The following is a 23,711-nucleotide window of genomic DNA, read 5'->3' on the forward strand; positions in this document are numbered from 1 at the left end:
AGCAGGCGCTAACAAAAAACACAAATGAAAATCAACGCTAATCCGGCGAATTGCTATGCCATGCCATCTTTTAACCTCTTATTTAAAAAATGCCTTACCCTGTTGTTAATGATCACATTGGGATTATCGGCAGGAACAGTTTATGCGCAATCAACAGCAAAGTACAGCAAGGCGGAATTATCAGATGCCGCGCTCATCAAATCACTACCTGGCTTCAAAAACGCCTACGCTGAAGTAAATGGTGTTAAATTACATTACGTGATCGGTGGCCAGGGTGAACCACTTGTACTGTTGCCAGGCTGGCCGCAAACCTGGTGGTCTTTTCACCAGATCATGCCGCAACTGGCAGCGAAATATAAAGTGATCGTAGTAGATATCCGGGGTATGGGTAGCTCTGGCCGCCCGGAATCTGGCTATGATAAAAAGAACATGGCCAAAGATATTAACGATCTGATACATACACTTGGCTTTCAAAAGGCATTTATCTCCGGTCATGACATAGGTGCCCAGGTGGCTTTCGCCGTAGCTGCGAATTATCCCGAAGTGACCGCCAAACTGATTTTGATGGACGTTCCGCATCCGGATGATACATTCGCCGCGACTTTGATGCTGCCTGCGTTAGGTACACCTACCGATAAGCTGGACGAAAACCATCCTTTCCTGTGGTGGTTTGCCTTTAACCAGATGAAGGGCATGCCAGAAAAATTGTTGGCAGGCCGCGTGCGCCTTGTTCAGGATGCGGTATTTAAATATTTGCTGTATAACGAAGCTGCTTTGAGCGAACTGGATCGCGAAGTTTACGCTGCCGCCTATGACAGCCCGGGAGGCGTTCGTGCCGGAAATGCATGGTACCAGGCGTTTCCGCAGGATATCGCCGACTATAAAAATTACAACAAAGTAACCATGCCGGTTTTAGGTATCGGCGGTCCAGGTTACAATTGGCTGAATTATGTACTTCCAAATAAGGCTACTGACGTTAAAGTAGTAAAGGTGGAAGGCAGCGGGCACTTTGTAGCCGAAGAAAAACCGAAAGCTACGGCTGATTTTATGATTGACTTTTTGAAATAATATGTCGCATCTTTGTGTCATTAAAGTGATTCATGTTCGAAATATTTCAAAAGTATATCAGTGACCAGATTACGCTTAGCGAAGAAGATTACGAGCTGATCAAATCAGTTTGTATTTTCAAAAAACTGCGTAAAAGGCAATACCTGCTTCAGGATGGCGATATCTGGAAATTCAATGCTTTTGTCTGTAAAGGTTGCCTGCGTAATTACAGGGTGGATGAGAACGGCGGCGAACACATTATGGGTTTTTCCAAAGAATGCTGGTGGACCGGTGACCGCGAAAGTTTGCTGACGGGGAAACCATCCGCTAATAATATCGACGCACTGGAAGACTCGGAAGTGATTTTAATAACTAAACCGAGCTTCGAAATGCTTTGTGCACAGCTACCAGCCTTTAATGATCTAATCAACGGCATACTTAATAAAAGCTTCATCGCCAGCCAAAACCGGATACATTCAGCGATCAGTTTTACTGCTGAACAAAAGTACCGGAGTTTCATGGATAAATATCCGGACCTGACGCATAGAGTGCCCCAACACATGATCGCGTCATTTTTGGGAATTACACCGGAAACACTAAGCCGGGTCAGGAAAGAAGTCGCAAAAAAGTAAGTTGTATTCAATATTTTGAAAAGGCCATTGATGAAAATCAATGGCCTTTTTTGTTTAACAGCGCCCCATGAATCATAGCCTTCGTCAATAAAAACCTTGATATAGATCAAGTTGCTTTTTATTATTTATCAATGTGCAGGATAAGCCAAATGGCGAATTTTAGCATCATCTAAACCGGAAATTCACAAGACGGGTAGATCAAAATTTGTATCAATGGAAAAAGAAACGGAAATAGCCCGGTTGGCTGGGGAGTTGGAAAACGTGGTAGAGCAAACAATTGCTGCCTGGCAATTGCAAAACAGGAAGGTTAATGGCTTATGGAATAAATTGAGCCCCGAGGAAATACTAACCCCGCTCGCGCCCGGCAGGAACCGCGCTATTTATTTGCTGGGACATGTTATCGCCTTTAATGATATGATGTTTCCCAAACTCGGTTTTGGCGAACGCCTTCACCCTGAGCTGGATCATATGTTTGTCGGTTGTTCTGATGGATGCGCGAATAGTTATCCTGCTGCCACCAGCCTGAAAGCATACTGGTACGAGGTAAATGAAAAGCTCGCTTCCAATATGCACAGTTTACCGCCAAGCCAATGGTTAACGCAGGTAGCAACAGTTGAAAAGCCCGTTTTTGAGCGAAATCCGCTTTATAACAAATTAAGCATCGTCATCGGGCAAACTGTTCATTTGAGTTATCATATCGGCCAGCTCAATTTGTTGTTTTAGCAATTATGCAGGTTAATTGGTCAGCAAACCAATTTATAACCTATTCCCCGAAGACTGATGATCTGGATCTCAGGACTGTCAATGAGCATTTTCCTGATATGGGACATGAAAACATCCATGCTCCGGTTATTATAGAAATTATCGTCGCCCCATATACTCATTAAGGCGTCCTGGCGGCGAAGGACATCATTTTTCCGTTCGATCAGCATCCTTAATAATGAGCATTCCCGGTAGGAAAGCGAATGCTCCGCGCCGGAGGTCACCAAAATTTGGTTCCTCACATCTAAAATGCAGCTGCCAAAGGGTAACCGGGTTTCCGCATCAGCCGTCAGCCCCGATTTGCCAAACCGGTGCAACAGCGCCTCAATACGGATCAGCAATTCTTCCATGCCGAATGGCTTCTTCAGATAATCATTACCGCCGGATTTAAATCCTTTAACTACATCTGCGGGCAAGCTTTTAGCACTTAAAAAGATAATCGGCAATTGCGGGTTGCGTGCCCTGAGTTCAGCGGCGATCATATACCCGTCTTTTCCCGGCAGGCCAATATCAAGTATCACGATATCGGGTATAATCCGGCCAAAAGCATCAAGGACGTTTGCACCATCGTCTATCACACTCACGGCGTAGCCGCTGGATGAAAGCCCGTCACTGACAATGTGGGCCAGGAATGGTTCATCTTCTGCGTAAAGTATTTTCATATTCATTTGGCCGCGGGAAGTGTAATTACAAAGGTAGCACCTTTATCGGGTCCACTGATAACCATGATTGAGCCACCGTGGCGCTCCAAAGTCTGTTTGACATAATACAGGCCAAGGCCGGAACCCTTAACCTGATGAATTGCACCCTTATCCGGAATCCTGAAAAAACGATCAAAGATCACCTCCTGGTACTTTTCAGCTATTCCCGGCCCGTTATCCGCGATACGGATGATAACATTTTCTTCAGCTTCGCTCAAAGCGATGTTAATCTTCGTCGGTTTGACCCCATATTTGATCGCATTATCGATCAGGTTATAGAAAATATTGCTCAAATGGATTGGATCAGCAAGGACGAAATAGGGCTCGGCGGTATCTTCAATTTCAATCGATGAATACGTTTTCGCCATTTGCAGTTTCATCGCGGCAACTACCTGTTGTAAACCAGCCTGCACTTCATATAATTGCAGATTCAAACGAAGTTCCTCCGCATCCTGCTGATTGATGTTCAACACTTTCTCCACCATCAGGTTCAGGCGCTGTAGTTCGAACCTGCCTATTTCGATGTAGTTTTTCAGTTTCTCCGGGTCGCTCGCGAGGTCATACCTTCCGATGGATTCTAGGGCGAGGCTAACCGTCGCAATGGGCGTTTTAAACTCATGGGTCATGTTGTTTGAAAAATCCGCCTTGGCATCGGCGTAAAGTTGTTGTTTCCGATATAGATTAATGACATAATAGAAAGCCAGGCCCGTGAGGAACAGCATCAGCAAGGCCGAAATCACATGGTACCGCATCTTATACCAAATGTCACGGTCGAGCGAAATCAGCATCAATTGATATTGATAATGGTGCTTAAAGTTATAGGAATGCTTTGGACTTACATACGCTGCATGGGTACCCGGAGCCAACGTATTGGCAATTTGCTTACCTGAAATAAAGGTGCTGATGCGGTAATACGGAACGGCCGTAACGCCCATCTGGCCCAAACGCTGGGCTATCGACTTTAACATACGGGGTAAAGCAACAGTATCCTTCTTTAAAACGGCGAGAGGCAGCAGCCCCACCAGCTCCGGTGCCACTTCCCTTCGGGATTTCGGCGGGGTATCCGTCACCTTAAAATCCATGTTCACATGGGTAGTATCGCCCTGCAGGTTAATCGTGAAATTCGCATCAAGCCCATAAATATTCATGTCATCATAGGCCATCCGGATTTGCTGCCATTGGCGCGAGAGGAAAAATGCTCTCATCTGGCGCTGATTGCCGATCGGTCGTAACGACGCGAGACTGAGATACAAATTAGTCTTCGCCTGGTCGTTCACCATCTCGTCGATTTGCTGGCTGATTTGTTGTTTTTGTGATTGGAACAGTTGGTATAACCACGCGGACTGCAATCCGACGGACGCAAGCAACGCCAGCGTGATCAGCGGATAGGTAAAGGAGGTTTTAAACCATTTCATTGTCCAAAGTTCCTCATTTTCTGGCGCCCGTCCGTTATAACCTTTAACGATTTAACCTTATTTAACTCAACTTAACTCCTGTTTAGGTTGTCCCGGGATACGTTTGCGGCATAATGAAAATCATGAAACGAATCCTATTTATTTTATTTCTTACTTGCCCGCTACACTTGCTTGCGCAGTACAGACTGAATGGTACCATTGTGGACGGCGCAGGGGAAAAACTGGACGCCGCAACGGTTTCCCTTTGGCATGACGGAACACTCATCAGCACACAATTTGCTCATCTCGGTCAATATGCGTTTGACGTAGATAAACAAATAACCTATCAGTTAACGATATCGCTTATCGGTTACAAAGCCGTAAAACTCGATGTTGGGTATCCATTTCATGCCGTTAATACAGTTCTGATGGCCGACAACACCCAATTAAAAGAGGTCGTCATCGCCTATAAAAAACCGACGATTGAGCGGAGGAACGACAAGGTGATTTTCAATGTTGAGAATAGCCCGGTGGCAGCAGGAGGAACGCTGCTGGAAGCAGTTGGGAAGGCACCAGGTGTCCAGGTGAGCTCAACAGGAGCCATATCGGCCTCAAATAAAGGCGTAACCGTTTATATGAACGACAAACCTGTTCGGCTGACTGGTGACGACCTATCGACGTATTTGCAGGGTATCCCCGCCGACCAGGTTAGCAAAATTGAAATCATGGTAAACCCATCTGCAAAATACGAAGCTCAGGGCGGAGCTGTGATCAACATTGTCTCCAAAAAAATTAAAGGGGAAGGTTTTAACGGCAATTTAAATGGCAGCTACACCCAGGGACACCTGGCTTCGGGCAAAGCCGGGGGCTTGTTCAATTACAGTAAAGGCAAATGGGGTGTTTATGGCAATTATAGCTTTACCGACCGTAACCAGCGCAGGGCCATCAATAATGATATTTTGTATGAATCGCAGCCCGGCAATGCTTACTGGGATATCAATAAGATCTTGTTGCCAGTTGCACGAACCCATAATTACACTTTCGGCCTGGATTACAACATAAACGCCAATCAGGTTTTCGGCATCCTGATTACGGGCAACAACAATACCCTGACCAATAACAGCAATGCATTGACAACGATAACCAATGGCCAGAAAACTACGCCGGATTCATTGTTGAACACATTAAACCGCAACGCGGGAAACACCCGACAATACAGTTTCAACGTCAATTACAAAGTAAAATTTAAAAAACGGCAGGCAAGCCTGAATACCGATATCGATTATGTGCCTTACCATACTGGGAGCACGCAGTCGATCGATAATACGGCTACAAATGCTGCCGGGATTCCAACATCCGCACCATTCCGCAGCATCTCTCCCTCGATGCAGGATGTCGATATCTGGTCTGGCAAAGTTGATTATGATACCCACCTGAATAAGCAATTTGAACTGGAAACCGGCATCAAATATAATTCCATCGTAACACGCAATAAATTCGATTTTTTCAATGTGGCATCGGGACAGCAGATGCTCGACCCCAACAGGAGTGATTATTTCAAATATTCGGAGCAAACAGCCGCCGCCTACGGTATCCTTACCGGGACAATCGGAAAACTGGACGTTAAGGCCGGACTAAGGGCTGAACGAACCCGGACGACTGGCATTTCCTATTCGGCAGACTCCGTAAATAAAAACAATTATCTGCGCCTCTTTCCCAGCGCCTTTCTAACCTACAGGTTTAGCGAGGACAATGTGCTTGGGATTGATTTTGCGCGCAGGATTGATCGGCCGGGTTATTCCCAGCTAAATCCGGCAAAAATTTATGCGAGCCCATACGCTTATTCAACCGGCAATCCTTTCCTGCTGCCCGCAACTTCTACTAACATCGATTTGAATTATACCTTTAAATCGAACTACACGCTGACCGCCAGTTATTATGCCGTTAGCAATCTAACTAACCAGATCACGGTGCAGGATAATTTAAAACAAACCTTCTTCACCAACTGGGTAAATACAGGCAAGATCCGTGATATCGGGCTACAATTGATGACGACGAATAATCCTGCACCCTGGTGGGAAATCAATAATTACATAGAGGGCTATGCCCGCCTTCAGGATTTGCGATACCTTACCGGGCACATCGAAAACAGCTTTCATTATTACATCAAATCAGATAATGCCCTGACACTTTCCAAAGCTAATGGTTGGAAAGCCCAGGTCAGCATGTTTTATGTGGGGCCTTTACAAACGGGCACTTATCATTTCAGCAAAACCTGGGATGCCAGCACCGGCATCAGTAAGTCACTTTGGAATAACCAGGCAACAGTAAGGTTTGCTGTAAACGATATCTTTTTAAGTAATCCTATTCATATTCGGGTGGATTACGCAAATCAGCATAACGGATTTCTCTATAGCAACGATTCCCGAAATGCGACAATCAGTTTAAATTATAAGTTCGGCAGGAAAGTAAATGAAGCACGCAAGCGGCAAACTGCTGCCGAAGATGAAAAACAGCGAAATCATTGACAACAGGATTTAGCCGGTGTAATGTAGGAAATAAGCTTGGAATGAATCTGTTATCAGTCTTTAATGCCAGCAGGAAGCCGGATGTGCGGTCTTTTGCTGGCATTTCGGACTTTCAGGATAGGCGGGTCATATTTTTGCCGGTCATTAAAAATCCGTTCCCATTGATGCGCCAAAATTTTAAAGATAGCTACTTTGGCAGATTTTGAGAAATTCATTGTAGATAAGGTGTTTATTATAACTAAAAAATAATACTAAAAATTAAGCGTTTGCGTGAGCTAAGTCAATCAAACGATATATTAGGTAAGAGTAAAGATAACGGGAATATTCACATCTCACCACTTATAATCTTCAACGTTATAGTAAGAAACTATTTTGCAAGCCGTGTGTTGAACGGCGTTTAGAAATATAAAACACTACGTCAAATACTTAATCAATTCTGAAGCAAGTAAAAAAATCACAAACTCTCGATTTAGGTTAAAATACTCTTTAACTGATTTGTTTGCTTTAACAATCTGATTATTAATTGTAGAGGTGGAGATTCCTAACAAATTGCTCACTTCTTCATGAGTCTTACCCTGAAGTTTACACAGTATATAGACCTGTTGTCTTTGGGTTGGCAAACATTCAATAGCCCGTTGGAGCATGGCATTGGTTTCTTTCGCTATTATTAACTCTTCCGCATTAGTGTCAAAATCCACATAGTCCGATATTAATTTATCTATTAACCGAGCATCTTTAGCAACTTTTCGGAAATATGAATAAACTATATTCTCTGCTACCTTATAGAGAAATGATTTGAATGAGCCTTCTAAATTGATCTTCTCCTTCTTCTCCCATATCTTCATAAAAAGATCCTGCAATAACTCCTGCGCAATATCTTCGTCTTTAACTAAACGCAGAATAGTCCGGTACAAAGGCTTGCTAAACTTATCGTATAAAACGGTAAATGCTTGCTCGCTTCCCTGTTGAAGTTGCTGGAGCATTAGATTAAGATTTTCCTTGTCCGAAGTCATCGCTTTGCCTTTTTGAATTAAAATCAATGGCAAGCCTTTTAGAATTAGTGGACGGGTATTGTTAAATACAATAGGGCCGGTAACCCGCAAAGTCTATTGTAGCTAGGCTCTGGTAAGCCAGCCATAACTTTCGAAATGGCCCTCAACAATAAACATAAGCGAGCACCAGCCCTATCACATGTATAGGGTATTGATGCTGCACTTACGCTCGCTGAGGTTAAATTTACCAGATTTAGCTGCGAGGCTCGTATGCAATACTTATCTTTTTAGAATAGATTGCAAAAGTATACTATTTAAATTTGTTTAAAACTTATTCGAATTTACAAAAAATAATGTAATACTTAAATTTATTTAGTTTTTACAATATTATATTGACTTTTTACATTAATAATTAAAAAAAGTCATTAATTTCTGCTTGTTATATTTGTTTTACATCGCTAAAAATGAGTAAAACAACGTATAATCGTATAAAATCTGTCTTGGCTGAAAAAGGAAAAAGTAACATAGATTTAGCCGATTCTCTAAATATCACTCCAGAAACTGTTTCTAGTTGGTGCACTAACTCCGCCCAACCATCCATCAAGAGATTATTTGAAGTTGCTAATATTTTAGATGTTGATGCAAGAGATTTACTAATTTCCACAAAACACAGTTAACTTTCTGGTAAGAAAACAATTGGGACATTCTAATATTTAGTTAACACTATCCATAGGCCATAGTTAAGAAGTCCATTCTTGAGAAAATGAACTCATATGTCCATGATGAAGATACTTTAATATTTTTTGCTACCTGAAAAATTCCTAATTTCCAGCGATGGAAATCCTTGTCACTCCTGAATACCGAAATCTCTTTCCTTTCGAAAACGAAACAATGGAAATGCTGTTATTTGACATTCCGTCCATTTCGGTAATTGAGTTGTTGGCCTTGATGGATGCTGAACTTTATGCGCATCAAGAGGATGAAGATTCCCAAGTCAAACTAATGGATCTAATGCTTAACAGACAACCGCCAGCTGTTATAGGTAACATCATGAGCAATGCGCTGAAAGGGCGACAAACCCACGTTCATTTCTTTAGCCAGCATTATAACATGCACCTCCTTCATTATGAGCTTATAAATTACCGCGAACTGCCCGTGCCCGAGGGAGATTTAACCCCGGAGCAGGAATTGAGGATTTTCAAAGCTTACTTCCTTGCCGCTCAGCTTGCCGGAAATACACTCGTTTACAAATCAGAGGGTTTACCGGAGTTCAACGAAGACTACTTTTCCAAAATGCTTTGGCCAGGTCTGGCAGATCAGTTTGAATTCCATTTTCGTATCAATCCCTATTATTTTATGATCAGGGGAGTGGTTCTGTTAAACCACTTACAATTTCATACACCTTATGGTGCCTATGTCGAAGCATATTTGCGGCAGCATCAAAAGCCAACGGTTTTAAATTACTTTCTGGATATTTTCCAGATGCTTATCGCAAATACTAAATCATTAAACGATCCCAATAGAGATTTCGCCGCCTTTTCAATACAAAGATCTCCAGGTTTTGAATCACTTTTTCGTCAATTTACGATGGATAGGCATCACTACACAAAAACTTACAGCGGAGGAAAGCAAAATTATGCCGGACTGAAATCGAAACCGCTTTATCAACTTGACGAAAAAAAATGGTTAATCCTCAACTGGGGTTTCCTAGCGAATAAACTATATGAGGGGCTGGTCTTTGATTTTTATTTAGAATCAGGCATTGCTTCAGACCCCAAATTCTCTGGAATAACTGCTTTCAAACAATTTATATCCCAAGAGGTAACCGATCAGAAGTTGTTTCGAAAATTACTCAAGGCTGCGTTTGACCATCGCTACGGAACCTTACTGTTCGATGACGGGCAAATAGCGGGCTTTCCTGATGCCTATTACAGGCAAGGAAACCGGGTTTATCTCATAGAGCTTAAAGATGCTTATTTCCCGTCAGAGGCGGCCGGCTCCTATTCTTATGAACAAATAATCGCGGCTATTGATAAAAAAATAAATAATAAGGGCAAAGGAACTGGCCAGATAATAAAACAGCTTACATATCTCTCGAAGCAACCGTATGAAGAAGCGGGTCGTTACAAACACACCCGAAACCTCGAGATTTATCCTGTAATTGTGTATACTGACATTCTATTTAATATGCCGGGCGTTAACTACTATGTCGAACAGTCTTTCCGGCGCCAAGTAAAGGAACATGATCTCGAAAAACATTTCAAAGTGGTCAAACCTCTGACACTGATGAACATTAGCTATTTAATTGAAATCTTTGACCAATTAAAGAAGCCGGAAACTGACTTGGGAAAACTGGTCTGCTATCATCATCAGCAAATCAAAACCCGAAAAAAAAGGCATGATAGAACTAATTCGATGTCCGACCATATCACTATCTACGATGTGTTTGAACACGTAGTTTCGCATATTTTTCCTGAGCCTCAGGACTGCAGCGATTACATTCGCACCGTCACCCATACGCTGGACCTGGATGAGGGGGTTCCCGGATGGAAACCCAGATAATAACCAGCTTAGCTAATAACCATCTTTTCAATTTTTATTCTTTAGACAATGGGACTATTTTAATGAGTCCGAAATATCACGATAGCAATAACCTATAAAATCTTCAGGATATTGATTTGATATAGGTCAATTACTTTACACATTGAACTGATTCTTGTTTTTTTATAAGTAATTTTCCCCTTCAATTTCATTGTATTAATTGTATTATTAGTACAGCAATGACTTTGACAATAAAACCTATTTTATCATAAATGACAACCCCTAAGAGTAAAACTTTCAGCAATAAAAATCAAGGAATAAGTATTATTATGGGATCGATATGCATTATTGTGGTCTTCTGTATTTTATTATTTAAAAACGAGTTTTCTAATGATCTACGGCTCTATTTGAGAATTTTATTTGCGTTAGGCATTGCAGGGCTTTCTGCTGCATTACTCGGGAATCTTAAAATTAACACGATGCATATTAACGGTGTAAGAGCTGCCGGTGGGTTTGCCATGTTTGTTCTCGTTTATATAATTAATCCCGTTGGATTTAAACAAGAGAGTTTCGACATCACATTCATGCTAAAAAATAAAGAGGGAAAATCAATAAAAAATATCGTTGGTAATATCGATCTCTACCTAGGGAACGACAAAATAAGTAAAAAAATTGCCGAAGATGAAACTGCCGAGTTTAAACAAATACCAATTTCGTATAATGATAATATTACTGAAATTGAGATTCAAATACCAGGCTGGCAATTTCCCAATGGAACTAATTATTCGAAAATAAAACTTAATCAAAAAGACGCTATAATAAATATAGAGCACGATGATAGTTTGTGTTGCATTACCGGAACTGTAACAGACGAAGAAGGTAATTATTTGCAGGACGTAGCAATAATGGTGGATGGCATTAACGCCACTACAAATAAACTAGGCTTTTTTGAATTGAAAATACCGGCTGAGAAGCGAAGGGAAGAACAAAAAGTGATTGTGGCAAAAACTGGATATAAATCTTTCAATGATAGTGTTTATCCGGCAACTAAAGCCCCCCTAAGCATATCCCTTCAGAAAAAATGAAACTATTACCTCTATTAACAGTATTAGTCCTGCTGGGAAACAGTACTTATTCTCAAAACTCTATTTTAAGAGGACGTGTTACTATTCAAAATAGTGGTTTTATACCTTTGACAAATGCTCAGGTTAGAAGCGAAGGGGCGACAGCACAGACAACCGATTCCCGCGGATCATTTAAGCTCATTTATTCCAATAAAATACCAGGTAGCTCTATACACATAGATATTCAGAAAACTGGCTATCAGGTAGTGAATAACAAAGACCTGTCTACAAAAATAAGTATTGATGAATTGGACACCTTAAAAATTTGGGTTTGTAAAACAGATGAATTGGCGAAGCGTAAGATCCAATTTTACAACATCAATGTGAAACAGATCACAGAAAAATATAATTCCATCATTAAAAATTTGACCTATCAAAAAAAGATAACAGCAGATACGCTGCAAAAACTTGAAAAAAGCAAAGTTTTGTTGATAGCCAATGTCAAGGAACTCGTTGATGAATTTACCGTTAAAAACCTTGATGAAAGCAGCGAATTAAATAAACAAGCCTACTTACTCGTGCAGAATGGAAGGGCGGATGAGGCAATTAAAATTTTGGAAGATAAATCATTGTATGAAAGTTTAGATATCGCCAGAAAGGAACTTGCCGAGTCAAAAAAATTGGATAGCATATCACATGCGAAACTTCAAAATGCAAAAGAAGCAATTGAACAAATCGCTGAAAGCTTTAGTTTAAAAGCAAAACTGTTTGAACAAAATTTCGATTTTGTTAATGCCGAAAAAAATTACAAAAAGGCTATGCTCGCTGATACTTCCGATTCGTTCAATACAGTTCAGTATGCCAAATTTTTAAATGCTCAAAATCGGATGTTTGACGTGATACCGATTCTTCGAAAAGCCCTGATCATCACTTTGGCTGAACAAAGCAAAGCATTCATATACGACTTATTAGGAGACACCTATTTGACTTTAAATAATATCGATTCAGCTAAAAGCAATTATTTTAAAGCCTTAGACATCTATAACGATTGGTATCCTACTGATCCATGGATTTATGACGGGCACTTAGCGATTGAATTAAATAATATAGGGCTATTGTATACACGATCCGGACAATTCCAACCAGCGAAGTATTATCTGCAAAAGTCACTCGAGTTTTACGATAGGTTAGTTCAAATTAGTCCACTAGAATATACTCCAAATCTTTCCTTAACAACAGCCACATTAGGAGAATCCTATATGAATATTGGGGATCTAGATTCTGCAAAATTCTTCCTTAAAAAGTCTTTGCAAATATTTACTGCGATGGATACGTCACTAATGTCCGGTAATCAACAAACCCTTTCAGCGATATATGACGATTTAGGCATCATATATTCTCACATGAGTATTTTAGACACTGCTCTCACTTATCATTTGAAGGCATTGCCTATAAGAAGAAAATTGGCCGGTGAGAACTTTGATCGACACGTACATGATCTAGCAAATACATTAAATAACTTGGGAAACGTCTATAACGCGGAGGGGAAATATAACGAAGCGGTCGCGAAATTCACGGAATGCTTGGACTTATTAAAAAAAGTCAGCACAAATAATCCAGATGAAAAATTCAGGATTGCGCTAACGAACATAAATCTTGGAAATTCATACAAACATTTGGAAAAGCCTGAGACGGCGGAAAAACATTATAAAATGTCCTTAGATTTTTTTGCTAACGTTCAATCGAACAATTATTATACCGAGCAATATGCAAAAGCATGCTTCATAATCGCAGGCTTTTATAAGTACCAGAAAAATAATCGGGAAGCTGCTGACCTTTATGTTAAGGCGTTAGGAATCTATAAAGTGATGGGGAAGAACCATCAACAACTCGATTTCTATTATTATATGCGAGTTGTGTATAATCTTTGCGATATCTACCAAATGGAATATATTCGAAATAAAGACATCAAGTACAAAAGGTTAGGATTTGATCTCATTAATGATTACAATAAATTGATTACGATTCAAGGCATCAATCTGCCATCTGAATTTTCAACAAGAATAGATGAGTTTAAGAAAATCTTTAGTGATAAATAAAACCTCCTCATAAAAAGGAATTCGCTGAAAAATTATAATTTTATATTAATTAAGTGCTGCCCCCTCTTGTCTACACGAAAAAACTTTAACTTTACGTAAATACCTTATCACTAAATTATCTGCAATGAGAAAATTTAATTTCACAATAATTACCTCATTTATACTCCTGTTACTTTCCTTTACGGCGGATGCTCAGCTTAAAACCAAAGTGGTCAATGGCCAGATCGTTATCGATGATGGCTCGATGGTCTTTAGAAGAGCTCAATATAAGTCCTTAGCCGACAGCCTGGATAAGAACATAAAAGCCCATCCTAACGATACCACCAGCCTATTTTTCAGAGCCCTGATCTATTTGCGTTCTAACGATGCTATGGCGAAGCCTGCTCAAAGAACAAAAGGCGCGCTGGAAGACCTGACTGTTGCCAGGAATATGGCAGAGAAAGCGAACGACCTAAAAATGAAAGATTTCAGATTGAAGGTACTTAGAGCAGGTATATACAAAGAATTAGTATATCGCTTTACAGGAGATGAATCGTGGATGTTTAACAGCAAACAGATAGCAGAAAGAAAAAGCCTGTTCGACAACTATAAAGTACTAACCAATAAATACTACAACGAACTGGCGCTATTGGATAGTAATAACGCATACGATTATCAAAAATTAAAGGTGAAAGATAATTATCCTTTGAGTAAATAGTTATTATATCTGGACCATCAGAGAAATATGATGACAGTAAAATTTCGTCCAATACTATCCTTACATGATTAGTTTTGATGAATACATTGTACTCCCTGAAGATGAAAAGGCTGCTATAGCCATGACACAAGGTAACTTTGTCGACTTTCGTTATGAAAAGAAATTTCGGGTGGCTTTATATCGTCTGAGGCACTTTTATGCGGAGGTTTATTATGATGGTGCCCTAAACACGATCGACCACACCCGTGCGTTTACCAAAATCAGCCAACTCGCGCCTTATATTAACTTGTAATATATTTAGATTACAGGGCTTTTAATGCTTAATTAGTCCCTGTAGATTCTGTAATCAGGAATTCCTTCAAAAAATAACTTTCATCTCTTCAGTAAGCATTTTTTTTAATAATTTCGCCGCCCTTCAAATTTTCATTGTTATATATCCCCTGGTATGAAGAAATTTTTATATGGAATTGATTTTGGGACAACCAACTCGGCCTTGGCTATTTATGACGAAGAAACAAAAGAAATACACAGCACCATTATCATCCCTTCGCTCATTTATTTCTACGATCAACCAGGTGCGGTAAATGCCATAAATTATGTCGTGGGCGAAGAAGCCATCACGGCTTACCTTGCAGATAACATGAAGGGGCGCTTTATCAAATCCATTAAACAGATCTTATCAAGGAGCAGTTTCTCAGAGACCCGAATTCAAAATAAGAAATATAATGCATCCGATCTGGTGGCAATCATTTTAAGGGAGCTGAAACACCACGCAGATCGATTGACCGGGCAGGATTGCCGGAAAGCTATCATTGGCCGGCCTGTCTTTTTTGATGATGATGACGTGCAAAAAGATACATTAGCGCAGACCCGGCTAAATAAAGCTGCAGCAATCGCCGGTTTTACGGAGGTCCGTTTTCAGTTTGAGCCTATCGGTGCGGCCTTTGCCTACGAGAAAAGCCTGGTAAAAAAGGAAAATGTATTGGTAGCAGATCTGGGCGGAGGAACCACAGATTTTACTTATTTAGTGCTTGATCCTGAAAAAGTCAGGAGTAAAGACAGGAAGAATGACATGATGGCCAATGGTGGGATCTATGTAGGCGGCGACAGCTTCGATTCCGCTTTCATGTGGGAGAAAGGTACACCATATTTCGGTAAGAACACCCAATATGAAGCTACTCCGGGTAAGGTGCTAACTGTACCCAAATCTCTTTTTGCAAACATCTGCTCCTGGGAACAAATGAATTTCTTCAATGGCCTGCGCATCAAGAAGGATATAGAGGATTACTATTATTTCTCGGGCAACGACCCGCTGTTTAAGAACCTGATCACGCTTATTGAAAATAATTTAGGCTATTCGGTATTTCAATCCATTGAAAGAACGAAGATCACACTCACCAGTACGGATTCTGCAAGGTTCAGCTATGACAAAATGGAGATCCATATTGATGAGGAAATTCCATTGCCGGATTACCAACTGATCATTGCAAAAGACGTGGACCGGATCGCAAACTACCTGGATGAGTTTATGAAACAAAATAGTATCGATCCCGAAAATATAGATAGTCTTTTTTTAACCGGAGGTACTTCCATGGTAGCCAGTATTCAAACACTCTTTAAAAACAGGTTTCCCCATGTTAACCTGAATTCGGGAGATAACTTTAAAAGCGTGGCCAAAGGCCTGGCTTACAGTGGTTACCTCTTTGAAGATTAACCATATTGAGCGAAACTACGGAGCCGGTTCAAACATGGCTAATCCAACAGCGTGTAATAGCGGTGCGTTGTCGCAACTTACGTATTTCGCCATGTTTATTTGATTGGTGTTCACATTGTAATGCCAGCTCCATACAGGCACATACACGGCATCCCCGGCTTTCCAATCTACTTTTACGTCTTCTATCATGGTAAAGCCCTCTCCTGCTATGATATACATAATCGTTTCATAACTATGCCGGTGTCTGCCGCTTTGCTGCGCAGGTTGTAAGGTACCGACGGTAACAGCCATTGTTTTTGACGGAAGGTCGGCTATAAAAAACGGAGGCCGCGCTATTTCAGTAAAGTCAGCGTCTTTTTGTTCAACATCATGGTGAATTAAATTTTCCGGTATGGTGACTACGGGACTTGTAGCTTTCTGATAAAAATCTCTTGTAGTAATTTTACCTTTTTCGTTTGTGCTTGTGTTCATATCTATTTGATTGAAATTATTGAATAGTATTCCTTTTAAAAAAGCTTAAAATGAGTTCGGCAATCTGCTGCGTATTGCCATTGGTAGCCGCCCAATGTCCGCCATTGAGCAGATGAACTTCTGCTTTGGGTACGTCTTTCAAATAAGCAAGAGCGCCGGGCACTGTAAAAAAAGTATCCTCTTTGCCCCAGGTTATTAAAACAGGTGGTTGATACTTTTTCAGGAAGGCGTGCCATACCGGGTAGCTTTTAACATTATTGCCATAATCAAACCAAAGCCGCATAAACAGCTCCAACCTGCCGGGCGTAAGCATGACCGTTGCATTAAGCATCCGGCTATCTATGTTTATGGCTGTATCAAGCTTTTGCTGATCAAATGGGATCAGATTGGCGTTGCGGTAAAAATTTATCCAGTTTGTTTCGTATTTCCTATTCTTATTCTTCCAGTATTGCTGCAGTTCCCCGTTGGGATCCTGCGCTTCCGGAAAACCTTCCATATAGGCGTTGCCATTTTGAATGATCAGGGCTTCAATATTTTCAGGATGTTTTACTGCCATTCTGAAACCAACGGGCGCCCCGTAATCCTGCATATAAAGGCTGTATTTGTGAATGCCTAGTTGATTTAACAGCGTGTAAACCGTATTGCTGATGTTATCGAAAGTAAAATCATATCCGGCGGGAGGCACGTGCGAATAGCCGTGTGCCGGATAATCCGGCGCTATTAAATAAAAATCATTTTTCAATAACTGCATCAGATCCCGGTACATGATGGATGAACTGGGGAAGCCATGGAGCAGCACAATTACCGGGTGTTTGGGATCGCCCGCTGATCTGTAAAAAAGCCTGACACCATCAACAATCGCCCAATGATTGGAAACGATGTTTGTTTGTGCTGATGATCCGGAGACGATTGCTATAAAAAAGCAAAAAGCAATGACGATTCTTTTAAACATTTTGACTGGCCTTTATGCCGGTACAAATGTTGTGAAGGCTTCGGGGCTTATCAACCTGATTCTTGCGGGTTTGATATTTTTTGAGGGAATGTACTTTAGAGAATCGTAATTATACAGCCAAGCTTGCCATCTCCCAGGCAATCATGGTTCGTTTCCGCACTTTGCCATACTGAAAATCGCCTACGGTACCATCTTTACTTATAATGCGATGGCAGGGAATAAGATATAAAATGGGGTTTTTACCTGCTGCGGAGGCCACAGACCTGATGCCGTTCGCATACCCCAACTGTGCGGCAACCTGTTGGTATGAACGTACTACGCCAAAGGGGATGTTAACCAGGGCTTCCCATACCTTTACCTGGAAATCAGTCCCCTGCACCAATAGGTTGAGCTTTTCCTGAGCGTTTTCGCCGGGCTTAAATATTTTTTGAATATAAGACTGGGTGATATCTGGCCGATGGTTTAATTGGGCAAAGCTCCACTTCTTTGAAAAGACTTCATACTCTTTGCGGTCGCTATTTTCATCTATAAAATGAAGATCGCAGATCCCCCTATCGGTAATGGCAATAAAGCAGATGCCAAATGGCGAAGCATGATAGCCGTAAAAGATCTCTAACCCCACTCCTGCTGATTTAAATTGCTGGGGACTGACGCCTTCAATATTAACGAACAGATCATAAACCCGCGACTGGCTGGAAAGTCCTGCCAGGTTTGCCGCTTCAATAACGTTTTGGGTTTGGTGAATACTGTTTTTAAGGTAATCCAATGTGAGGTATTGGAGAAACTTCTTAGGCGTCAGGCCGACCCAGTCTAAAAAGATCCGCTGAAAATGAAAGGGGCTGAGGTTTATTTTTTCTGCCACCTCATCCAGGTCGGGTTGTTGCTTAAAATTAGCTGTCATATAGCTGATAGCCTTTTCAATCCGGTAATAGTTTACAGTTAGATCCCTGGTCATTTCACGTAAAAATAACAAGTTAATAACCAAGCGGCAACCCGAAACTTGCGAAAGTTCCTATAATTAAGCGGGCGGTTAAATAATTATATCAGTTAAAAGTAAACTATTACCATAGCGATTTAAAAAAGCAAAATCGGAATATTAATTAATAATTAACCCCGTTTACGTACAAGGCACAATTAACCTGATACTTTCACGCAATGAATTATAATTTCCTAAACCGTCTTATCCTAAGAAGTCCTTACTACAGCTATCAACATTACTCCCTGCGAGCAATTTCCGATGTGATCCAAACGCCTTCTTTTCAAACTGCCTTATTTTTGGCCAGCGCTGATCTGTATGCGTTACTTGAAAGCAAACAATTTGAATATCAGGCATTATCCGAAAGGGAGCGGCTTGCCCTACTCCGGTACTACAACCGGATGTGTTTCAGGCCCACGCCATTTGGCAGCTTTTCCTCGTTTTCTACCGTGTCATGGGGAGAAGGCGGCACCATAAAACTGGATAACCAGCATCCGAGCCTGCATTTGAACATAGATCAGGAAGTAGTTAGCCAGCTGGCCGGCACGTTGATGGAGATTGACCTATCAAAAGACTATTACAGCTGCAATCCAACGCTTTATCAATCCGGAAAAGATTTCCGGTTTATTACCACGACCTATTCGACGGACAAAAGCAAGATCTACTTTGACCTGCAATCCATGGAGAGCAACGCCTTAATCGCTGAATTATTGAAAACTTATGCCACCGGTTATGTTCAGGGTACACAAATACTGGCGGAGATGGAACGCATATGGGGTTGTGACCGAAGCACGGCATATGATTACCTGCAGTTTCTGGCAGGCGCTCAAATTTTTATACCCAAAACCACTAATAACATTATCGGCGCTGATTACCTTGAAAGGCTATTGAACCTTGAAAGCGAATCTCTCAACAAATCCTTGCTTAAAAGTGTATTACGGCGGCTAAAGTCCCCGCGAATTGATCGGGTGGAGTATTTAAAATCCATCAAATCAAGTATTAACGCCTTTTTAAATAGTTCCGGCCGTCAAACAGCGCCGCAAATATTTTATGCGGGCCTCGAGCTGGGTGTCTTTTCAGGCGCCCTTGATCAGAAGTACAAGGATAAGATTTCTGACGGGATGCGGGCACTCTCTCTATTGGTCACGTCCTCCCAGCCGCCCATGCTGGAACAGTTCATTCGCGATTTCTCTCAAAAATATGATAAACGGAAAATACCGCTGCTACAGGCCCTTGACCCTGATATTGGGATTGGCTACGGTCCGATATTGAATCCCGCAGCGATAACAGATCTGCTCCGGGACATTCGCTTTAAAAAGCAACAGGAGACGAAAGTTTCGATGGAATGGTCAAAGACTCATCAGCTTTTACTCAGGAAATGGAATGAAAACCCACTTCAAACAGACCCGATCCAGTTAGATGATGCAGACCTGCAGGTCTTGTCTCCAGGCGAAACGTTGACAACGCCCCCGTCTTTTTCCGCTTTGTTCCGGGTCATTGAAGGCGGGTTATTCCTGGAAACGGCAGGAGGTGCAACAGCTACCGCTTTAATCGGCCGGTTCACGGCATGGAGTGAGGAAATTCACCAGGTAAGCCAGGAGCTGGCTGCGAGCGAAGAATTGGCAAACCCGAATGTTATCTTTGCCGATATCGGGCAATTATCCGATCCCCACGCCGATAATATCAACAGGAGAAAACACAGCTACGCGCATGAAATCGCGATCAATGTTACCTCTACGCTGGGGCCTGATCAACAGATCACGCTAAATGACCTGTGGGTTTCCATCAAGGACGATAAGCTTATCCTCGAATCTAAGAAGCATCAAAAGACCATCATTCCCAGGTTAACTTCGGCATTTAATTATAGCAGAAACAGCCTGGCGCTCTTCCGGATGCTTTGTGACCTGCAATTTCAGGATATCCAGGGTTCTTATGATTTTTCTTTAGCGCATTATTTTCCAGGAATGGCCCATTATCCTAAGGTGATGTACAAACAAACCATTTTAAGCCCGGGAACGTGGCACCTCTCCGACCGGGATGTCCGAGAAATCACGCGGTCTTCACCGGAAAACGCGATAACGAAATGGAACGCACTCCGGGAACAACTCAAACTTCCTTCCGTAGTGGCCATCAGCAAATCCGACCAGCAACTGGTTTTCCATTTGGATAAGAAGGACGAAGTGCTTTTTCTGATCGACTGCCTGGAGGGTACGAAACAGGTTTTATTACAGGAATACTATCTGCCGGATGAAAATACCGTCAGAGACCAGAAAGGTAATGCGCTGGTCAATCAATTCATTGCCTCTATCTATCAAAACCAGGTCGTTTATCCTGGCGCCGAGGCCTCAGCCCCCCCTGCCGCTCACCATAAAAGCAAGTCAGACTATATTATCGGGAGTCAATGGCTTTACTTAAAACTCTACTGCAGTCCGGCTATTGCCAACCATATGCTTACCAAAAAGCTCCTTCCGTTATTAGCGCAGCTTGATAAGACAGACTTGCGTTCCTGGTTCTTCATCCGTTACCGCGATTCCGGCTACCATATCCGCCTGCGGCTTCATATCGCAGAAACGGCAGTCGGACCGATTTTGCTTAAACTTAAAAAGCGCCTTTCGGAAAGCATTCATTATCACCTGATCAGGGAATACCAAGCCGACACCTATCGCAGGGAGATGGACCGTTACGGTGCAGACATGATCCTGTTGATCGAAACTTTTTTCCATGGCAGCAGCGAGCTGATATTGAGGTATATCAAAGTGTCTGGTCTAAAGTCATTTCGGTACAGCTATCATAGCCTGGCGTTCGTGTCCATCCATCATTTAGTCAGCAGTTTTATCCCCCAAATAACAGACCGCATTGCTTTTCTGGAGCAGATGGTCAGCCTGTTTTATGCAGAGTTTGCAACTGATAAATCGCTGAAGATCGACCTGGATCAGAAATACAGGCAATTGAAAACCGAAATAGCCTTGCTTTTAGGCGATGAGCAATATTACGTCAAACTGAAACTCGCGCTTTGGGCGGACTTCTTTTCGGAGAAGGTCCAGGCGATTTTAAAACGTGCGGCTACCTTTCAGGCAAAACGAAGAAACCAGTTACTGGCGGATATGATCCATATGCATCTTAACCGGCTTTTTGTCGACCGGCAACGGAACCAGGAACTCATCATTTATTACTGTCTTTTAAAATATGAGGTCACCTTAAATGCCATCAACAAGAAGCAGACCTAGGGTTTTCTCCGGGATTTTAAAAGCACCTCATTCATTTTTTCCAGGAATGGCTCTTTATAGAATCTCCCCAGATTCAAAACAGTGCCATTTTCCAGCGTTACACGCGTTTGTTCAACCGCCCTGATCCTGTCGGTGTTGATGATGAATGACTGATGGATCCTGGAAAATTGCGTCATGGGCAGGTATTGTTCAATTTCGGTTATGGTCAGGTAAGGCATGACCTGACCGGATAACAGGTGGATTTTGATGTAATTCTGAGCCCCTTCTATATAAAGAATGTCATTAACGGTTACTTTAACCATCTTCCCTTTCATTTCCGTTTTTACAAAGAAAAAATCCCTTTTCTCTTCAGGCTCTGGTTTAGCAATTATCGCCATGCGCTGGACCCGCTGGACGCTTTTCCTGAAACGCGCGTAGCTTATCGGTTTCAACAAAAAATCGAAAGCTTCCTTTTCAAATGCTTCCAGCGCAAATTCCTGAAATGAGGTGGTAAAGATGATCCTGGTATACAGGTTGGCCATCCCGGCAAATTCCATCCCGGACAGTTCCGGCATCTCCACGTCCAGAAAGGTAATGTCGGGCGGGTTGGCCCCGGTAACCTCATTCAGGGCGGTAAGTGGGTTCGTTGAGAAACCCTGCAGCTCCAGGCCGTCAGTTTTCGAGATATATTCAATAAGCATTTCGACGGAATGGCGTTCATCATCGATCACGTAACATTTTAAACTCATAGTTGCATCGTTAGTTCCACGCCAAAACTGTCGTCTTCATCTTCAATATGAAGCTGATATTGATGCGGATAATTATATTCCAAACGCTTAATTACATTTTTAATTCCAATCGATCTTAGGCGCCTGTTTTCAGGCTCGTGCTTTTTGAGATTCCAGCTGTAAAACCTTAGCTCGTTCTGGTCATTCACGGTAATGTGCAATTTAGCTTCCGTATGCTTCGTTTTAAGGTTACCATGCTTAAATATATTCTCCGTAAGCGTCAACAGGATGAGCGGGATGATTTGCTGCGTCTCCAGATCCCCACTGGTGCTGAAATCAATATACAATTCATAATCGAACCGGAGCTGGTTAAGTTCAATAAAGTTCCGGATCTGTTCTATCTCCTTATCCAGGGTGGTTTTACCGCGAATATCAACGTCATCCAGGGAAAACCGCATAATATCGACCAGTAACAATACGCACTGTGAAGCTTCAGCCGAATATTTATAGTAAGTATTATGAATGAAAGTAAGCGTATTAAAGAGGAAGTGCGGGTTAATCTGCTGTTGCAGGTAGGCATTCATCGCTTCTGCCAAATTCCGCTCCACTTCCGCTTTCTCCTTTAGAATGACCAATTGATTTGTTTCTGTCTGGTGTACCCGTTTGGTGAATACGATCATCCTGAGAACGGCCCAGTACAACGTGCTTACCCCGGCCATATAGATGCCGCGGAAAAGATTCGGGATCAATAATTTCTCGATATATAACCTTGTGGCGGGAAAGTGCTCTTTCGGAGCGGCCAGGAGTTCGTCCATAGCGTATTTCAAAAACAGGTAGACTGCTAATTCCAATGCAATGAAGATCGGTATGACAATATAAGACCGCTTATATTTTATCCCGGCCGATAATAGGACATGCGCATGAAAATAGAACAGCATGATATTCAAGCCATAATAGAAGACATAATCTGAAACAGGGGAAAATTCGCCAACGCTGAACCGTATAAAACTCACCTCGTAGGTGATAAAAATCACCCATCCAAGCACGTGTCTAAACAATAATTTCCATCCCAGTTTCCCGGTGTTGTAGTCTCCTAATTGTAATCTGAATGTCATTGGCCGTAATCTTTCTACACCATCCTGTCGTGCATGTAACAGAGTTGTGACAATCACACTTGTACTCCTTATTTGATTAAAAAGTTACCGAT

The 23,711-nt window shown here is 41.8% G+C and carries 21 protein-coding genes; 12 read left to right on the forward strand and 9 right to left on the reverse strand.

The window, feature by feature from the left end:
- Positions 1-24: 24 nt before the first annotated feature.
- From BW976_RS01555 to BW976_RS01565, 3 genes are all read left to right on the forward strand, one after another.
- Complete coding sequence (locus BW976_RS01555; protein ID WP_084192009.1) at positions 25-1,068, forward strand: alpha/beta fold hydrolase; 1,044 nt, start codon at positions 25-27, stop codon at positions 1,066-1,068.
- A 32-nt stretch (positions 1,069-1,100) separates the two neighbouring features.
- Positions 1,101-1,679: a Crp/Fnr family transcriptional regulator gene (locus BW976_RS01560; RefSeq protein WP_076369705.1), complete on the forward strand. Its 579-nt coding sequence runs from the start codon at positions 1,101-1,103 to the stop codon at positions 1,677-1,679.
- A 213-nt stretch (positions 1,680-1,892) separates the two neighbouring features.
- Entirely contained in the window at positions 1,893-2,402 is a 510-nt protein-coding gene (locus tag BW976_RS01565; RefSeq protein ID WP_076369707.1) for a DinB family protein, read from the forward strand.
- 20 nt (positions 2,403-2,422) lie between these two features.
- Here the strand turns inward: BW976_RS01565 and BW976_RS01570 are convergent, their stop codons facing one another.
- Both BW976_RS01570 and BW976_RS01575 read right to left on the reverse strand, forming a co-directional pair.
- Positions 2,423-3,103 carry a response regulator transcription factor gene (locus tag BW976_RS01570; RefSeq protein ID WP_217696191.1) on the reverse strand — a complete coding sequence of 227 codons (681 nt, stop codon included), beginning with the start codon at positions 3,101-3,103 and terminating at the stop codon, positions 2,423-2,425.
- A 2-nt stretch (positions 3,104-3,105) separates the two neighbouring features.
- A complete protein-coding gene (locus tag BW976_RS01575) occupies positions 3,106-4,557 on the reverse strand; it encodes a sensor histidine kinase (RefSeq protein WP_076369711.1) in 1,452 nt (483 codons plus the stop codon).
- Between the two features lie 122 nt (positions 4,558-4,679).
- On the opposite strand from BW976_RS01575, the gene BW976_RS01580 reads away from it, so the two are divergent.
- Complete coding sequence (locus BW976_RS01580; protein WP_175614006.1) at positions 4,680-7,064, forward strand: TonB-dependent receptor; 2,385 nt, start codon at positions 4,680-4,682, stop codon at positions 7,062-7,064.
- Between the two features lie 53 nt (positions 7,065-7,117).
- On the opposite strand, the gene BW976_RS29175 is transcribed toward BW976_RS01580, so the two are convergent.
- Together BW976_RS29175 and BW976_RS01585 are read right to left on the reverse strand one after the other, a co-directional pair.
- Positions 7,118-7,279, reverse strand: coding sequence for a hypothetical protein (locus tag BW976_RS29175; RefSeq protein WP_175614007.1), 162 nt, complete (start codon positions 7,277-7,279; stop codon positions 7,118-7,120).
- A 198-nt stretch (positions 7,280-7,477) separates the two neighbouring features.
- Entirely contained in the window at positions 7,478-8,110 is a 633-nt protein-coding gene (locus BW976_RS01585) for an RNA polymerase sigma factor (protein WP_245834596.1), read from the reverse strand.
- 410 nt (positions 8,111-8,520) lie between these two features.
- Here BW976_RS01585 and BW976_RS01590 point away from each other — a divergent pair, with 410 nt between their 5' ends.
- The 7 genes from BW976_RS01590 to BW976_RS01620 all read left to right on the forward strand — a co-directional run bounded on the left by BW976_RS01590 (position 8,521) and on the right by BW976_RS01620 (position 16,171).
- On the forward strand, positions 8,521-8,733 hold the full coding sequence (locus BW976_RS01590; protein WP_076369717.1) for a helix-turn-helix transcriptional regulator: 213 nt from the start codon (positions 8,521-8,523) through the stop codon (positions 8,731-8,733).
- A gap of 157 nt (positions 8,734-8,890) precedes the next feature.
- Positions 8,891-10,618 (forward strand): hypothetical protein, encoded by a 1,728-nt coding sequence (locus BW976_RS01595; protein ID WP_076369719.1) that lies wholly within the window; start codon positions 8,891-8,893, stop codon positions 10,616-10,618.
- Between the two features lie 251 nt (positions 10,619-10,869).
- Positions 10,870-11,682 (forward strand): carboxypeptidase-like regulatory domain-containing protein, encoded by an 813-nt coding sequence (locus tag BW976_RS01600; protein ID WP_076369721.1) that lies wholly within the window; start codon positions 10,870-10,872, stop codon positions 11,680-11,682.
- Positions 11,679-13,760 carry a tetratricopeptide repeat protein gene (locus tag BW976_RS01605; RefSeq protein WP_076369723.1) on the forward strand — a complete coding sequence of 694 codons (2,082 nt, stop codon included), beginning with the start codon at positions 11,679-11,681 and terminating at the stop codon, positions 13,758-13,760. Before BW976_RS01600 ends, BW976_RS01605 begins: the two co-directional genes overlap by 4 nt.
- A 124-nt stretch (positions 13,761-13,884) precedes the next feature.
- Positions 13,885-14,457: a hypothetical protein gene (locus BW976_RS01610; RefSeq protein ID WP_076369725.1), complete on the forward strand. Its 573-nt coding sequence runs from the start codon at positions 13,885-13,887 to the stop codon at positions 14,455-14,457.
- A gap of 64 nt (positions 14,458-14,521) precedes the next feature.
- Complete coding sequence (locus BW976_RS01615) at positions 14,522-14,749, forward strand: hypothetical protein (protein ID WP_076369727.1); 228 nt, start codon at positions 14,522-14,524, stop codon at positions 14,747-14,749.
- Between the two features lie 153 nt (positions 14,750-14,902).
- On the forward strand, positions 14,903-16,171 hold the full coding sequence (locus BW976_RS01620; protein ID WP_076369729.1) for an Hsp70 family protein: 1,269 nt from the start codon (positions 14,903-14,905) through the stop codon (positions 16,169-16,171).
- Positions 16,172-16,186: 15 nt separating this feature from the next.
- On the opposite strand, the gene BW976_RS01625 is transcribed toward BW976_RS01620, so the two are convergent.
- The 3 genes from BW976_RS01625 to BW976_RS01635 form a co-directional block, all read right to left on the reverse strand.
- On the reverse strand, positions 16,187-16,642 hold the full coding sequence (locus BW976_RS01625; protein ID WP_076369731.1) for a cupin domain-containing protein: 456 nt from the start codon (positions 16,640-16,642) through the stop codon (positions 16,187-16,189).
- A gap of 16 nt (positions 16,643-16,658) precedes the next feature.
- The gene (locus BW976_RS01630) at positions 16,659-17,594 is read right to left on the reverse strand and encodes an alpha/beta fold hydrolase (RefSeq protein ID WP_084192010.1); all 936 of its coding nucleotides are present in this window, start codon (positions 17,592-17,594) and stop codon (positions 16,659-16,661) included.
- 109 nt (positions 17,595-17,703) lie between these two features.
- The gene (locus tag BW976_RS01635; protein ID WP_076369733.1) at positions 17,704-18,549 is read right to left on the reverse strand and encodes a methylated-DNA--[protein]-cysteine S-methyltransferase; all 846 of its coding nucleotides are present in this window, start codon (positions 18,547-18,549) and stop codon (positions 17,704-17,706) included.
- Positions 18,550-18,749: 200 nt separating this feature from the next.
- Between BW976_RS01635 and BW976_RS01640 the strand changes: the two genes are divergently transcribed.
- A complete protein-coding gene (locus tag BW976_RS01640; RefSeq protein ID WP_076369735.1) occupies positions 18,750-21,797 on the forward strand; it encodes a lantibiotic dehydratase in 3,048 nt (1,015 codons plus the stop codon).
- Here the strand turns inward: BW976_RS01640 and BW976_RS01645 are convergent.
- Positions 21,794-22,525, reverse strand: a complete 732-nt coding sequence (locus tag BW976_RS01645) for a LytR/AlgR family response regulator transcription factor (protein ID WP_076369737.1) — start codon at positions 22,523-22,525, stop codon at positions 21,794-21,796. The two genes, BW976_RS01640 and BW976_RS01645, sit on opposite strands and share 4 nt — an antisense overlap.
- Positions 22,522-23,619: a sensor histidine kinase gene (locus BW976_RS01650; protein ID WP_139332159.1), complete on the reverse strand. Its 1,098-nt coding sequence runs from the start codon at positions 23,617-23,619 to the stop codon at positions 22,522-22,524. The genes BW976_RS01645 and BW976_RS01650 overlap by 4 nt, the downstream gene beginning before the upstream one ends.
- Positions 23,620-23,711 lie beyond the last annotated feature (92 nt).

The organism is Mucilaginibacter lappiensis (assembly GCF_900155965.1).
Taxonomy (GTDB): domain Bacteria; phylum Bacteroidota; class Bacteroidia; order Sphingobacteriales; family Sphingobacteriaceae; genus Mucilaginibacter; species Mucilaginibacter lappiensis.

Excerpts from the sequence above, each read along its gene's own strand:
- BW976_RS01555 (WP_084192009.1), top strand. The coding sequence starts at position 25 with ATGAAAATCAACGCTAATCCGGCGAATTGCTATGCCATGCCATCTTTT.
- BW976_RS01560 (WP_076369705.1), top strand. The coding sequence starts at position 1,101 with ATGTTCGAAATATTTCAAAAGTATATCAGTGACCAGATTACGCTTAGC.
- BW976_RS01565 (WP_076369707.1), top strand. The coding sequence starts at position 1,893 with ATGGAAAAAGAAACGGAAATAGCCCGGTTGGCTGGGGAGTTGGAAAAC.
- BW976_RS01570 (WP_217696191.1), bottom strand. The coding sequence starts at position 3,103 with ATGAAAATACTTTACGCAGAAGATGAACCATTCCTGGCCCACATTGTC.
- BW976_RS01575 (WP_076369711.1), bottom strand. The coding sequence starts at position 4,557 with ATGAAATGGTTTAAAACCTCCTTTACCTATCCGCTGATCACGCTGGCG.
- BW976_RS01580 (WP_175614006.1), top strand. The coding sequence starts at position 4,680 with ATGAAACGAATCCTATTTATTTTATTTCTTACTTGCCCGCTACACTTG.
- BW976_RS29175 (WP_175614007.1), bottom strand. The coding sequence starts at position 7,279 with ATGAATTTCTCAAAATCTGCCAAAGTAGCTATCTTTAAAATTTTGGCG.
- BW976_RS01590 (WP_076369717.1), top strand. The coding sequence starts at position 8,521 with ATGAGTAAAACAACGTATAATCGTATAAAATCTGTCTTGGCTGAAAAA.
- BW976_RS01595 (WP_076369719.1), top strand. The coding sequence starts at position 8,891 with ATGGAAATCCTTGTCACTCCTGAATACCGAAATCTCTTTCCTTTCGAA.
- BW976_RS01600 (WP_076369721.1), top strand. The coding sequence starts at position 10,870 with ATGACAACCCCTAAGAGTAAAACTTTCAGCAATAAAAATCAAGGAATA.
- BW976_RS01605 (WP_076369723.1), top strand. The coding sequence starts at position 11,679 with ATGAAACTATTACCTCTATTAACAGTATTAGTCCTGCTGGGAAACAGT.
- BW976_RS01610 (WP_076369725.1), top strand. The coding sequence starts at position 13,885 with ATGAGAAAATTTAATTTCACAATAATTACCTCATTTATACTCCTGTTA.
- BW976_RS01615 (WP_076369727.1), top strand. The coding sequence starts at position 14,522 with ATGATTAGTTTTGATGAATACATTGTACTCCCTGAAGATGAAAAGGCT.
- BW976_RS01620 (WP_076369729.1), top strand. The coding sequence starts at position 14,903 with ATGAAGAAATTTTTATATGGAATTGATTTTGGGACAACCAACTCGGCC.
- BW976_RS01625 (WP_076369731.1), bottom strand. The coding sequence starts at position 16,642 with ATGAACACAAGCACAAACGAAAAAGGTAAAATTACTACAAGAGATTTT.
- BW976_RS01630 (WP_084192010.1), bottom strand. The coding sequence starts at position 17,594 with ATGTTTAAAAGAATCGTCATTGCTTTTTGCTTTTTTATAGCAATCGTC.
- BW976_RS01635 (WP_076369733.1), bottom strand. The coding sequence starts at position 18,549 with ATGACCAGGGATCTAACTGTAAACTATTACCGGATTGAAAAGGCTATC.
- BW976_RS01640 (WP_076369735.1), top strand. The coding sequence starts at position 18,750 with ATGAATTATAATTTCCTAAACCGTCTTATCCTAAGAAGTCCTTACTAC.
- BW976_RS01645 (WP_076369737.1), bottom strand. The coding sequence starts at position 22,525 with ATGAGTTTAAAATGTTACGTGATCGATGATGAACGCCATTCCGTCGAA.
- BW976_RS01650 (WP_139332159.1), bottom strand. The coding sequence starts at position 23,619 with ATGACATTCAGATTACAATTAGGAGACTACAACACCGGGAAACTGGGA.